Origin of the sequence: Bradyrhizobium australiense (genome assembly GCF_013114825.1) — a bacterium.
GTDB lineage: Bacteria > Pseudomonadota > Alphaproteobacteria > Rhizobiales > Xanthobacteraceae > Bradyrhizobium > Bradyrhizobium australiense.
Genome location: NZ_JAAVLX010000004.1, coordinates 269,990 through 282,906, shown reverse-complemented (window position 1 = coordinate 282,906; position 12,917 = coordinate 269,990). Strand labels below are relative to the sequence as shown.

The 12,917-nt window shown below is 58.3% G+C and carries 9 protein-coding genes; 6 read left to right on the top strand and 3 right to left on the bottom strand.

Annotated features, from left to right (window positions below):
* Positions 1 to 244 precede the first annotated feature (244 nt).
* Entirely contained in the window at positions 245 to 1,165 is a 921-nt protein-coding gene (locus tag HCN58_RS13310; protein WP_171579827.1) for a DMT family transporter, read from the top strand.
* 113 nt (positions 1,166 to 1,278) lie between these two features.
* Complete coding sequence (locus HCN58_RS13305) at positions 1,279 to 1,686, top strand: hypothetical protein (protein ID WP_171579826.1); 408 nt, start codon at positions 1,279 to 1,281, stop codon at positions 1,684 to 1,686.
* A 483-nt stretch (positions 1,687 to 2,169) separates the two neighbouring features.
* Here HCN58_RS13305 and HCN58_RS13300 read toward each other — a convergent pair whose 3' ends face one another.
* Positions 2,170 to 3,339, bottom strand: coding sequence for a DUF3644 domain-containing protein (locus HCN58_RS13300; protein WP_171579825.1), 1,170 nt, complete (start codon positions 3,337 to 3,339; stop codon positions 2,170 to 2,172).
* 210 nt (positions 3,340 to 3,549) lie between these two features.
* Between HCN58_RS13300 and HCN58_RS13295 the strand changes: the two genes are divergently transcribed.
* The 3 genes from HCN58_RS13295 to HCN58_RS13285 are packed head-to-tail and all read left to right on the top strand — an operon-like array spanning position 3,550 to position 6,101.
* Entirely contained in the window at positions 3,550 to 4,254 is a 705-nt protein-coding gene (locus tag HCN58_RS13295; protein WP_171579824.1) for a thymidylate synthase family protein, read from the top strand.
* The gene (locus tag HCN58_RS13290) at positions 4,251 to 5,369 is read left to right on the top strand and encodes a uracil-DNA glycosylase (protein ID WP_210265987.1); all 1,119 of its coding nucleotides are present in this window, start codon (positions 4,251 to 4,253) and stop codon (positions 5,367 to 5,369) included. Before HCN58_RS13295 ends, HCN58_RS13290 begins: the two co-directional genes overlap by 4 nt.
* 9 nt (positions 5,370 to 5,378) lie before the next feature.
* Entirely contained in the window at positions 5,379 to 6,101 is a 723-nt protein-coding gene (locus HCN58_RS13285) for a hypothetical protein (protein ID WP_171579823.1), read from the top strand.
* Here HCN58_RS13285 and HCN58_RS13280 read toward each other — a convergent pair.
* Positions 6,084 to 7,259 (bottom strand): nucleoside triphosphate pyrophosphohydrolase family protein, encoded by a 1,176-nt coding sequence (locus HCN58_RS13280; RefSeq protein ID WP_171579822.1) that lies wholly within the window; start codon positions 7,257 to 7,259, stop codon positions 6,084 to 6,086. The two genes, HCN58_RS13285 and HCN58_RS13280, sit on opposite strands and share 18 nt — an antisense overlap.
* Before the next feature lie 215 nt (positions 7,260 to 7,474).
* Complete coding sequence (locus tag HCN58_RS13275; protein WP_171579821.1) at positions 7,475 to 11,221, bottom strand: vitamin B12-dependent ribonucleotide reductase; 3,747 nt, start codon at positions 11,219 to 11,221, stop codon at positions 7,475 to 7,477.
* Between the two features lie 732 nt (positions 11,222 to 11,953).
* Between HCN58_RS13275 and HCN58_RS13270 the strand changes: the two genes are divergently transcribed.
* A complete protein-coding gene (locus HCN58_RS13270) occupies positions 11,954 to 12,850 on the top strand; it encodes a DMT family transporter (RefSeq protein WP_171579820.1) in 897 nt (298 codons plus the stop codon).
* Positions 12,851 to 12,917 lie beyond the last annotated feature (67 nt).

Genomic DNA, 12,917 nt, shown 5'->3' with positions numbered 1-12,917 from the left:
CCTTGCGAACAAAATGGAGTCGGATGGCGAACGAACCTGTGGTGCTGCTTCACGCGTGAGTAGGGCGGGTTAGCGCAAGCGCAACCCATCGACCTGGTCACTCAGAACGGCGGACTACGCCTTCGGCTAATCCGGCTAACGCTCGCTGAAGCGGCGCCAGAAGCAGGCGGCCTGCGGCGGCGCGCCCGTCAGCCCTGCATGGGCGTGGGTTGATCAGTGGTGTGGGCTGACGTAAGCGTCCGCCATGAACCAGCCGAGCAGCGGCGGCGATGCTCCAGCCCAGAAACCTGACACGAAACCTGCCCTGCTTGGGGTCGCGTGCGGCGCTGGCGCGGCGCTGTTCTGGGCGCTCGGCTTTGTCGCGACCCGGCACGGGCTGAAGGTCGGCTTCACGCCGCCGGACCTGCTGATGCACCGCTTCGTGTGGTCCGGGCTGGTGTTCCTGCCGCTCGTGCTTCGCGCCGGCATCGCTGATCTCGGCGGCATCGGATGGGGCCGCGGACTGGTGCTGATGGTGCTGGGCGGGCCAGTGATGTCGCTCATCAGCTATACCGGCTTCCTGTTCGTGCCGCTCGGCCATGGCAGCGTCATCCAGCCGTCCAGCGCGACGCTCGGCGGCCTGCTGCTGGCCGCGCTGTTCCTGCGCGAGCGGGTGCCGCCCTCGCGCGTAGCGGGGGCGCTCGTCATCGTCGGCGGGCTTGGGGTGATCGGTGCCGAGTCGATCGGCCATATCGGCGCCGATGGCGTGCTGGGCGATCTGCTGTTCGTGATGACCGGCTTGATGTTCGCGGTGTTCGGCACGCTGCTGCGCCATTGGCGCGTCTCCGCGTTCTCGGCCGCCACCGTCATCAGCGTGCTGTCGCTCGCGCTGCTGCCGCTCTATGCGACCTTGGGCGGGTTCGCCCGCGTGGCGGCGCTGGGCTGGGCTGAAAACGCGCTGCAGGCGCTGGCACAGGGCATCCTGGCCGGCCCCGCTGCGCTGTATCTGTTCGCATTCTCGATCCAGACCATCGGCGTCGCCCGCGCCGCGGTGTTCCCCGCGACCGTGCCGGCGCTGACGATCCTCGCCGGCTGGCTCCTGCTCGGCGAGCCCCCGACCGCGCTGCAGGCGGTGGGATTGGTCACGGTGCTGTTCGGCTTCTATCTGGCGCAAAGGCAGCGTTAAGGCGGAAAACCCTTGAGCCTGAACGAGAGGAGGCCTCGCAACGACAAAGGCTTATCGAGTTGGAGAAAGCATCCCGGCAAGTCCGAAATGGAAATCGCTGTCATGGTGACCGCATGACAAGGCTTCGGCTCTTTGCCGCCCTCGGGCCGTTTCTTGCCTGGCTCTACTGCATCGCGTTTCTCGCCGCCCGGACTGACGGGCCGATTTTCGAGGATAGGCGGTATTGGCTGCCGTCGTTCATGGTCTGCTACGCGTTCTCGATTCTTCCCATGCTCTTTACCGCGTGGGTGGACCGCCGACTGTCAGACAGATGGTGGCGTTCAATCGCCTGTGGCCTGGCGGGCTTCGGAATCGCCTTCGTCCTGTACTACGGCCTCATGCACGAGGGCCCCTCGGCGGCAGAGAATGCGAAGATCTTCCAGCAGGACTGGTTCTATGTGGCACTTGTGTGGGCGTTACCCGCCGTTGTCTGTTCGTGGGTGATGGGACTGATGAACCCTAGGGAAAGCGTAGATGCGTGATGACCGTAAGCATATGGATTAATGGGCAACCGCTGTACACGCGCTCAGCCGTGAACAGGACCGAAAAGGACAACATGGGGCGGACCATCTACAATCTGGACGACGGAAGCCAGCTTGCACATTTGCGGGAAGACGGCGCTATCACGCTGGCGAAAGCCATGCTCGGCACGATTAAAGAGCCGAAGACGCGATGGGTGAGCAAGCCTAGCGCCTCCGAAAAGCAATACCCCCGCGTTCTCTATGAGCGCATGGGGTCCGGAGACATCGATCGGTCATCGATTGCACGATTCCGATTCGTTCCTTGCGAACAAACGAGAGTCGGATGGCGAACAAAGCTGCGGTGCTGCTTCACGCGTGAGTAGGGCGGGTTAGTTAGCGTAAGCGTAACCCGCCGACTTGGTTACTCGGAACGGCGGATTACGCCTTCTAATCCGCCCGACGCTCGCTGAAATCGATCGGCCGACCACTCCAGAGGAGCAGCGCCTACGCGATTCTCGCGTTCCTATACTGATCTCCGGCAGCTTCGAGTTCGTGCTTCACGAGTTCCAACCAGTTCTCGTAGAAGTACCATTGTGAATCTGACAGGAGTACGCCGTATCCATTCTTCGGATTTTTTGCATCATAACGCTTCCAGAGCTCTGTATGGTGATGCAATGAAAAGCGGTGAAATCCAGCTCTTCGCATCTCCTTCACAATTGAGCTGGGCTTATATTTCGGTTTCTCCTTCTCTCGGACCAACACTCGCTGGATAGAGTCGGCAGTTTCTGTGCCCGCACGCACAAAGGTCACAACTTGATCAGCCTGACCTTCGCGATTGCAGGCTTGCTCCACAAATACTATTTTGAAGGCATAGCGTACGTCTCTGTAGATGTCGTCGGGTACGCCGCGGTCGTAATCGTCAATAACGCCTTCGATTGTTGGGAGGATGTCTGCATTTCCGTACAGCGCTTTAGCTTGGTCCTGCGCAAAGGACGCCATTTGGATAGCAACGCCAAATTCAGTGTCGATCCGATACTCGCTCCCAAAAAGCTTCGCCAAAGTCGTATTGAAATTCAGGGCGGTTGCCTGCAATTTTGACGCAACTTTCTGATCGATGTTTCCAGTGGAGCGATGTTCTACTTCATGCCTTAGATTCAGAATAAAATCGAGGTTCGCTTTCGTCGCATCGTCCAGAGGACATTGTTGTTCTCGAAGGCACTTCGCTAGATCCCATAGCTTTAGCTGACCAGCTGCGGTCTTCTCGACCACATACACTCCGTCTTTAATGCTGTAATAGTAATACGAGATGTTTTGCTTCCGATAATATGCGTGCAGCAGATATGTCCAAGCGATCATCGATAAAACGACAAAAATTTCCGAGCGAAAGGACACTCGTGGATTGTTATACGACTGGATGGCAGAGATCATCGCTTCTCTTGATTTTGCGATGAGTTCTTCGATCTCGCGTATCTTCCCCTTGCTAACCGAGAGCCTCGGCCAGCGCGTCTTGAATTGAGCAAGCTCTTCTTCCGTCGAGGCTGCGACGCCTGGGAAATATCGACCTGTTCTTATTCCACTGATAACGCGATGGTTCACCGTGCGACGAGGTCGGGTGAAATATGAAAGTATCTGTTGATCATTGAGGTCTGTTTGCTCACAGAACGCTTTAATCAACCCGACTTCCCAGTCGTTGAGTGAGCGCAATGACATGAATGAATGACCAAGATAGTGGGGCCATTTCTTATAATGATGGATGCCTGTGGCCGCAACTCTGGGCTGTCATGGCATACACCCTGACGTGACCGATCTATTTCGCAGGATCGCCCGATACCACCCTGGATGGATGCGTGATATACTGACCGAATCGAGGTTGAGGCGAGCCGAATGGCAATTATCGTTCAGGGAGCCGACCCCGTTCAGGCGTGGAAGAGCGGTGGTCAAGTCCTGTTGAGTAGTTCTCCACACGCAATACAGAATCTCATTACCGAAATCGAGGCTCCTACTGTCGTTGACGAAGAATGGTACTCGCGCTTTTGCCCCAAAAGCGTTGGCGCTTTGGATCGTCTTTCGGTGGTCGCAAAAGTACTTTTCCCCGACATCCCAAGGAGGCCCCGAGAGACGCGGCTTGAGTATTATGGAAGATACGAGAAGCTGCTAACTCGTGCTCTTAAAGCTGGAAGTCTTCACTCTGCTTGGGGTGGGACGTACTTTCAGCGATTGATGTCGCTCGACGGTTCAGAAAATCAAATCGAACGAGCGATCCGGGTTCTTAACAGTTGGACAGTTCGCGGAGAAACTGCGATCGTGATGCACACGTCGAGCCCTGCGGTCGATGGGCTGCGGAAAAGAGGGAGTCCTTGCCTGCAGTACATCGAGATCATTTGGAACAAGGGCGATGTGCTGGACCTAGTAGCGGTTTACAGGAACCACGATTTCTTGAACAAGGCGCTAGGTAACTTTATTGGATTGGGGCGTTTGCTCAGCTTTATTGCAAATGAAGGCCGAAAGCACCCAGGTCGCGTGATCTGTCATTCGGTTCATGCGTACGTGGATCAAGTGGCGAAGTTCGGGACACTAATCGCGCGATGAAAAAGGACCAATCGAGCGTCGCGCTGGTTTTTGATGAGTTGGTCAGCGACGTCCAAAAATGTGCGCTTTGCGATCGGATGGGCGCTAGCCGACGGATCTTGGGGAGGTCGAGCGGAGACCTCTCCGCGCTTATGATGTTTGTCGGCGAGGCGCCGGGCCGGCTGGGCGCGGATGATACGGCGATTCCGTTCCATGGAGACAAGGCAGGCGAGAACTTTGAGAAGCTAATCGCCCAAGTCGGCATCAGCAGATACGATTTCTTCATTACGAACGCTGTGCTGTGCAATCCAAAAGACGAGAACGGCAACAATGCAACGCCCACCAAGCGTGAGGTGGCAAATTGTAGCGGGTTTCTGCGCCGGCAAATCGCTATTATTCAGCCGCGGATCGTTGTGACGCTGGGCAATCAAGCTCTCCAAGCTCTCAAGTATATTGAGGATCACTCGTGCGAACTGAGTGCCGATGTCAGGACAGCAAAGCCATGGCACGGAAGGATTCTTATTCCACTCTATCATCCAGGTCAGCGCGCACTGCTGCATCGTAGCTTCCTGAACCAACTGGCCGATTACCGATTTGTAGCGGAGCAATATCGTAAATTAGTTAAGCCCGCACGGAAGGCCGTCGTTCGAGCACCTACGCGGCCGGACGTCGCCAATCTGGCTTCGATCATACTGAGGGTAAGCGGTTCGATCTCATATTTTCGACTGCACAAACTTTTTTACTTGGTTGAGTATCATCACTGTAGGTCGGAAGGCAGGCGCCTTACAGCGTCATACGCAATCCGTCAGAAAGACGGGCCGTACTTTACAGACCTGCACCTAAGCAAACTTAGGAAGGCGATCCCGGGCCTGGCGGTCGCGAGCAAGAATGAGCGCTTGATGCTTGCCCTTGAAGACCCCGCGGATTTTTTTGAACGGCCGACAGATAGCGTCGACTCGAAGGTCGAAAGCTTTGTTTCGGATGTCGTATCTCAGTATCGAGACAAGTCGGATGAGCAGCTCAAGACAGTCGTCTATTTGACAGCGCCAATGCGCAGCATGTTGCGGAAAGAACGCTACGGCGGCGCAAATTTGTTCAACGCTCCAATTAACTTCTCCGCCATGAGCGCTTCGTGAGAGGGAGAAATGTTTAGATTTCTTCGGTTTGAAATCGGAGGAGGATCGACTCTGGTCTGGACGCTGATTTTTCTGAGCCCGTATTTGAATGTTGAAGCTCTTGCGAGGGTGGATGCGGTGAAAGTCCTCGCTTTTGTTTTTGGCTCTGTGTCAGTTGCCATTCCATTGGGAAATGTAATTCATCAAGCGTCCGATTCACTGCTTAGTCCATACGCTTCTAGGCGTCTTCTTTTTTGGCCACGTGCAGTACTGGCCTATCTCAAGTCCGAGTTGGGGCCAACAGCTGCTTCATTTCGCGATCAGACATTCCAAGCGATTTTGGTATTTTCGAAAGCGAGAAATCGGGTAACTAAGAACGCTATATCCAACACCACACTCGATAAGTGCTCCCAAGTTAGCGAGAGTCAGACTGATTTTAAGGCAGACATTCTGCGAGAGGAGATCGCTAATAGATATTCGTATTACTATGCGCGGGTTGAAAACGGAGCAGTTGCGCCGATTTTGGGCTGGTTATTTTGCGTACCAGGACTCAAGTTGTTTGAATCAACGATCTACATTCTGCAGCGGCCAACATTCCCGGTATGGTGGCTTGTAACTGCTGCCACGATCGCGGGTATACTTATCTTGTGGCGAGTGCCGCAACTTTTCAGAGAGCTGGATGACTTGGAGGTGGCATTGGTTTCTCTGCAGCGAGACTGTTGGCCGCGCATGGGGCTAAATGGCCTTGATTGATAAGCTGCGGTTATTCAGGTCCAGAATTAGCCGGCCCTTCCGATGCCGCTGCAAGAAGCGAAATGCTGCATAGCCGTCCAAAATCGCTTTTTCCCAGAGCCAAAGCGGGCAATGTTTGGGTTCATAGCCACTAACAAACTCTCGTACGCGCTTGAGTAACGTAAAACTGAGATCTCCTTCGTGCTGCCCCTCAAAGAAGTTCAACTGCTTTGCATAGGCGAAAATGAACGTTGAGACCCCTTCCTCGATCAAGATGGCTCGGGCACCGTCCTCTCCTTCGTCTATTTTTGGAGTTGATTTCCGCTTTAAGCGAAACAGAGCCCTCAGAACTGGCGACCAGCCCAACACGGCAGCATAAGAATAGTGAAAGACGTCATGGAACCGGTAGTCGTCGGGCTCCATTATATTGTCAGTAACGCGATCGCCAATCAAAATCCCGCTGCAGCGCTGGAGGACATAGAGCTTTTCAATCCCCGGCCCGCGGGCGACTGTTCGCTCATAGATTTCGACTTCCAAATGTCGCGGAAGTTTCTCTTCGGCGATGTCACTGGCTTCGTCAAATAGCGGGGGGAAATGTCGTTCTTCAGGCCAACGATCGAATATCTTTGTCAGGTTTTCGTTCGCTGCGTTCTCGAGAGTAACGCCGGCTTCGTTGGCTGTTTGAATCAGAATATGAAATATTTCGCGAAGGTATGGACCCCATTCATCTCCTTCAGGAAGCGATTGCTGTTGAGCGTTGGCTAATGCTCCAATGGCAGCCACTAGTCGCAAGAGTGTTATTTCGAAGTTGGAAGTAGGCGCTGCGAAGGGCAAGTGAGCTTGTTGCTGCAGGTCGGAGAACCTTATTTCATTGTCTGCAGTGGCATAAGACGAAATGGATTGCTCTGGCGGACGCGCTATAGCGCTCAAGGCTAATTTCATACGACTGGCGATTACAGCAAGATACCAGAGCACGTCGCCAAGCTCCTCCACGACATTCGCTTCGTAGCCAACGTACGATCCGCTGTCTCGCTGCTTCTTCTTTACTTCATCAAGTAGCGTTCCAGCTTCACCGAAGAGGCCTAACAGTAGGAATCTGGTCGGCTTGGTTGTCCTAGTGCGATCGGTCTCAGACGCGGCTGTTTGATATTGATGCAGTGTGAGGGTGGGAGAAGCCATATCTCGTCCATCAAAATAAAGGAAAACAACAGGAGCGGTTACCTAATATAGAAGCGTCATTATAGTGCACGTAAAGCGAGAGTAAAGTCTCGGCGGTATGAGCCGAAGCGAGACAGCTGTTCTCGGATCGCACCAAAAAAGATGGGGGCGGCCTTTCGGCCGCCCCCATGCTTAGTTACGAATCTAATTGAGCGTCGGTACGACTGGTGACCGGCCTACGAACACCCCGTCGTGCTTCCACACGTATCGCACTTCATGCACGTGCCATTCCGCACCAGCGTGAAGTTGCCGCACTCCGAGCACATCTCGCCTTCGTAGCCCTTGGCTTTCGCCTCAGCCCGGCGTTCGGCCTTGCTTGGGGCAACCGCTACGGCTGCGCTGCCGGACTTGCTCCATTGCAGGGCTCCCAGCTTTTCTGTCGGCGACAGGTCGTGCTGGGTTTCCTGCCTTAAGGCCACCGCGCCTTCGTGGGCGTCGGAGGCGCGGGCGCTGGGGCCGTGGCCGCCGATTGCGGTGACGTTGTGGGAGCCGCGGGCGTCCGTATCGCCGCCGCGCATTACGACGAGATTATCCGTGCGCGAGCGGGTCAGGCCCTTGGACAGATACTTTGTCGCCTGCTGGCCCTGGTCGGACGGCTCCTTGCCTTCCTCGACGCCCTTGCCGAGCGCGTCGAAATTCGACTCGGTCGGATCGACATGCGCGAGATCGAAGCGCGACATGTAGCTGACCGCGAGCTCGCGGAACACATAGTCGAGGATCGAGGTCGCATACTTGATCGAGTCGTTGCCCTGCACGGGGCCCGCCGGCTCGAAGCGGGTGAAGGTGAAGGCGTCGACATATTCCTCCAGCGGCACGCCGTATTGCAGGCCGAGCGAGACGGCGATGGCAAAGTTGTTGATGAAGGAGCGGAGCGCGGCGCCCTCCTTGTGCATGTCGATGAAGATCTCGCCGAGGCGGCCGTCGTCATACTCGCCGGTACGCAGATACACCTTGTGGCCGCCGACCACCGCCTTCTGGGTGTAACCCTTGCGTCGGTCAGGCATCTTCTCGCGCTCGCGCATCACGACGATGCGCTCGACCAGCTTCTCGACGATCTTTTCCGAGACCTGCGCGGTGCGCGCGGCCATCGGCTTCTCGTAGAGCGCCTCCACCGCATCGTCCTCGTCATCATCGTCGGCGATGAGCTGCGAGTTGAGGGGCTGGCTCAGCTTCGAGCCGTCGCGGTAGAGCGCGTTGGCCTTCAGCGCAAGCTTCCAGGAGAGCAGATACGCGGCCTTGCAATCCTCGACGGTGGCGTCGTTCGGCATGTTGATGGTCTTGCTGATCGCGCCCGAGATGAACGGCTGCGAGGCCGCCATCATGCGGATGTGGCTCTCGACCGAGAGGTAGCGCTTGCCGATCTTGCCGCAGGGATTGGCGCAGTCGAACACCGCGTAATGTTCTGCCTTGAGGTGGGGAGCTCCCTCGACCGTCATCGCGCCGCAGATGTGCACGTTGGCGGCCTCGATCTCGCGTTTTGTAAATCCGAGCGCGGCAAGCAGGTCGAAACCCGGGGCTGCGATGGTCTCCGGCGCGATATTGAGCGTGTCGCGCAAAAAGTCCTCGCCAAAGGTCCACTTGTTGAAGGCGAACTTGATGTCGAACGCGGTCGGCAGCGCAGCTTCCACTTTCGCCAGCGCTTCGTCGGTGAAGCCTTTTGCCTTGAGGCTGGTGGCGTTGATGCCGGGCGCGTTGGAAAGCGAGCCGTGACCGACGGCATAAGCATCGATCTCGGCGATCTCGCTTTCGCGATAACCGAGCACGCGCAGCGCCTCGGGCACCGCCTGGTTGATGATCTTCCAGTAGCCGCCACCGGCGAGCTTCTTGAACTTCACCAGCGCAAAGTCAGGCTCGATGCCGGTGGTGTCGCAATCCATGACGAGGCCGATGGTGCCGGTCGGCGCCACGACTGTCGTCTGCGCGTTGCGGAAGCCGTTGGCTTCGCCGAGGGCGAGGGCGTCGTCCCAGGCCTTGGTCGCATGCGCGATCACGTCTCCTTGCGGGCAGGAGGCGTGGTCGAGCGGCACCGGGTTGACGCTGAGCGACTCATAGCCGGAGGCGAGGCCATGCGCGGCGCGGCGGTGGTTGCGGATCACGCGCAGCATGTGCTGGGCGTTCTTCTTGTAGCCGGGGAAGGTGCCGAGCTCGGCCGCCATCTCGGCCGAGGTCTTGTAGGCAATGCCGGTCATCACAGCGGTCAGCGCGCCGCACAGCGAACGGCCTTCCTTCGAGTCATAGGGCAGGCCCATGGTCATCAGGAGACCGCCGATATTGGCAAAGCCGAGGCCGAGCGTGCGGAACTCATAGGAGAGTTCAGCGATCGCTTTCGACGGGAATTGCGCCATCATCACGGAGATTTCGAGCACAATGGTCCAGAGCCGGCACAGGTGCTCGTAAGCCTCGACATCGAACCGCTTGGTGGTGGTCGAATAGAACGTCAGCAGGTTGGCCGAGGCGAGGTTGCACGCCGTGTCGTCCAGGAACATGTATTCCGAGCACGGGTTCGACGCGCGGATGTCGCCGGACGCCTTGCAGGTGTGCCAGTCGTTCATGGTGGTGTTGAAGTGCAGGCCCGGATCGGCCGAGGCCCAGGCGGCGTGGCCGATCTTCTCCCAGAGCTCGCGCGCCTTGAGAGTCTTGGTAATCTTCTTGTTGGTGCGGCCGATCAGATTCCAGTCGCCGTCGGTTTCGACGGCGCGGAGGAAATCGTCCTTCAGCGAGACCGAGTTGTTGGAGTTCTGGCCCGAGACCGTGAGATAGGCTTCCGAATCCCAGTCGGTGTCGTAGATCGGGAAGTCGATGTCCTTGTAGCCCTGCTTGGCGAACTGGATCACCCGCTTGATGTAGTTGTCGGGCACCAGCGCGCGGCGCGCGAGCTTGATCTCGCGGCGGAGGGCAGGGTTCTTTTCGGGGTCGAAGCAGTCGTCGCCCGAACCCTCGCAGTTCACGCAGGCCTTCAGCACGGCCTTGAGGTGCTTCTGGTTGATCTTGGAGCCGGTGACGAGGGCGGCAACCTTCTGCTCCTCCTTCACCTTCCAGTCGATATAGGTCTCGATATCGGGGTGATCGACGTCGACCACGACCATCTTGGCGGCGCGGCGCGTGGTGCCGCCCGACTTGATCGCGCCGGCGGCGCGGTCGCCGATCTTCAGGAAACTCATCAGGCCGGAGGAACGGCCGCCGCCGGACAGGCGCTCGCCTTCGCCGCGCAGGCGCGAGAAGTTGGAGCCGGTGCCGGAGCCATATTTGAACAGCCGCGCCTCACGCACCCACAGGTCCATGATGCCGCCCTCGTTGACGAGGTCGTCCTCGATGCCCTGGATGAAGCAGGCGTGCGGCTGCGGATGCTCGTAAGCGGACTTCGATTTCGTCAGCTTGCCGGTCTTCCAGTCGACGTAATAGTGGCCCTGGCCGGGGCCATCGATGCCGTAGGCCCAATGCAGCCCGGTGTTGAACCATTGCGGCGAGTTCGGCGCGACCATCTGCTTTGCGAGCTGGTAGCGCAGCTCGTCACAAAACGCCTGCGCGTCTTCATCGCTGGAGAAATAGCCGCCCTTCCAGCCCCAATAGGTCCAGCAGCCGGCGAGGCGGTCGAACACCTGCTTGGCGCTGGTCTCGCCGATGTAGCGCTCGTTTTCCGGCAGCAGGGCCAGCGCCTCGGTGTCGGGCACCGAGCGCCACAGCCACGACGGCACGGTCTCTTCCTCGACCTTCTTCAGACGCGCGGCGACGCCGGCTTTCCGAAAATACTTCTGGGCGAGAACGTCGGAGGCGACCTGCGACCAGAACTGGGGCACTTCGACGTTCTCGAGCCGGAACACGACCGAACCGTCCGGATTCCGGATCTCCGATGTCGTCAGCCTGAAATCAATCCCTGCATAGGGTGACTGGCCGGAAGTGGTGTTGCGCCGCTCGATTCGCATAGTGTCGTGCCCCGTCTTCTTTGCCCGGTCCGCATTTCCTGCGGTTGCCGGATGTTTCAGTGAGCGAACTTTCGGCACCAAGGTTGAAGACAACCTTGGGCCTGAGATCCGCAAGCTCTACCGGTGGACCCGGCCCTGTTTCTGTCTTCGCCACCCCAAGATCGGCTCCGTCTGGTTCGACGGGACTGATCCTCCAACTCAACGCCGCAACTCGTCGCCTGAGCCATTCGGCTCTTTTTGAGGCCCGGGATCACCCCCGAATATGGGCAGACAAGCCCTCGATCCGTGCCTCAACCGGCTGACGGAGTGCTCGTTCGGAACCCATTTGGGAGCGATCGGCGGGACCCAGAACTTAACTCGCGCCGTCCAGGAATAAGGCTAGGCCAAACCCGTCGTGCCCGTCAAGGAGTAGTACGAGTTCCTGAATCAAACACTAAATATGGTGGAAAGTGAGGGATAACAGGGGGTGTTCCCGCGCCTGTGATGGTGCCAAGTATCAGTGAGTCCTCAGGGATTCCCAAGGAAAAAAATTTGTCCCTGCGGTGTGGAAACAGGCTTCGTCCCGCTGTTCACAGGGCAGGTATTTTTTGAGCTTTCGGGATTGCGTTCGAAAGACTCACGTAAGGCTACGGAGCGGGAGGGCTGGCATGTCCGCGCGCCCGTGGTCGTGCGTCCCGATAAGCGGCAAGGTGAGGGCCGATTCCATCGCTTTTCCATCCCTTGCCGGGCTCCATGACAGAATCAAAACCCGCCGCGCCGGCGCGGATCGCGCCAGCAGGCCTGATGTTCCTCGCCATCACCTCGGTGGGCTGGGGATTCAACTGGCCCGTCACGAAGTATCTCCTGAGCGAACTGCCGCCGCTGACCCTGCGCGGCTCGACGGGCGTGATCGGCGCGGCGCTTTTGGCCGTGCTGGCGCTGGCGCGCTCGCAAAGCCTGAAAGTCGAACGGCATTTGTGGCCGCGGCTGATGCTCTCGGCGCTGCTCAATGTCACCGGCTGGATGGTGCTGATGGGGCTGGCGTTGCTCTGGCTGCCGGCGAGCGAGGCGGCGCTGATCGCCTACACCATGCCGGTCTGGGCCTCGCTGCTGGCCTGGCCGGTGCTCGGCGAGCGGCCGACTATTCTGCGCACGGTAGCGCTGGTGATGGCGTTCGCAGGCCTTGCCGCCATCATGGGCGGCAACGGTTTTAGCGCGACCGCCGCCAAACTGCCGGGAATGGTGATGGCGCTTGGCGGCGCGTTTGGCTTTGCGCTCGGCACCGTGCTGGCGAAGAGATTGCCGGTGCCGCTGCCGCCGATCCCGGCCGCGGCCTGGCAGATCGGGCTCGGATGTTTTCCGATCGTCATCATCGGCCTCGCCGTCGAGACCACGCATATCGAAAAGGTTACGCAACTCGGCTGGTGGCTTTTGGTCTATTCGACCGTGATCCAGTTCTGCATCGCCTATGTCAGCTGGTTTGCCGCGCTGGCCCGTTTGCCGGCATCAGTCGCCGCGATCGGCACCATGGCGGTGCCGGTGATCGGCGTCGTGGCGTCTGCCATCGCGCTCGGCGAACCGCTCGGCCTGATCCAGATCGCGGCGCTGGTGTTCACGCTCGCCGGCGTCGTGCTGGCGACGCGGTCGTAAGGCAGGTCTATCCAATTGTAATGCTTGCCGGTTTGCGCTAGCCGTCGGGGCGGGATAGTTCTGGTAT

Excerpts from the sequence above, each read along its gene's own strand:
- HCN58_RS13275 (WP_171579821.1), bottom strand. The coding sequence starts at position 11,221 with ATGCGAATCGAGCGGCGCAACACCACTTCCGGCCAGTCACCCTATGCA.
- HCN58_RS13310 (WP_171579827.1), top strand. The coding sequence starts at position 245 with ATGAACCAGCCGAGCAGCGGCGGCGATGCTCCAGCCCAGAAACCTGAC.
- HCN58_RS13280 (WP_171579822.1), bottom strand. The coding sequence starts at position 7,259 with ATGGCTTCTCCCACCCTCACACTGCATCAATATCAAACAGCCGCGTCT.
- HCN58_RS13285 (WP_171579823.1), top strand. The coding sequence starts at position 5,379 with ATGTTTAGATTTCTTCGGTTTGAAATCGGAGGAGGATCGACTCTGGTC.
- HCN58_RS13270 (WP_171579820.1), top strand. The coding sequence starts at position 11,954 with ATGACAGAATCAAAACCCGCCGCGCCGGCGCGGATCGCGCCAGCAGGC.
- HCN58_RS13305 (WP_171579826.1), top strand. The coding sequence starts at position 1,279 with ATGACAAGGCTTCGGCTCTTTGCCGCCCTCGGGCCGTTTCTTGCCTGG.
- HCN58_RS13295 (WP_171579824.1), top strand. The coding sequence starts at position 3,550 with ATGGCAATTATCGTTCAGGGAGCCGACCCCGTTCAGGCGTGGAAGAGC.
- HCN58_RS13290 (WP_210265987.1), top strand. The coding sequence starts at position 4,251 with ATGAAAAAGGACCAATCGAGCGTCGCGCTGGTTTTTGATGAGTTGGTC.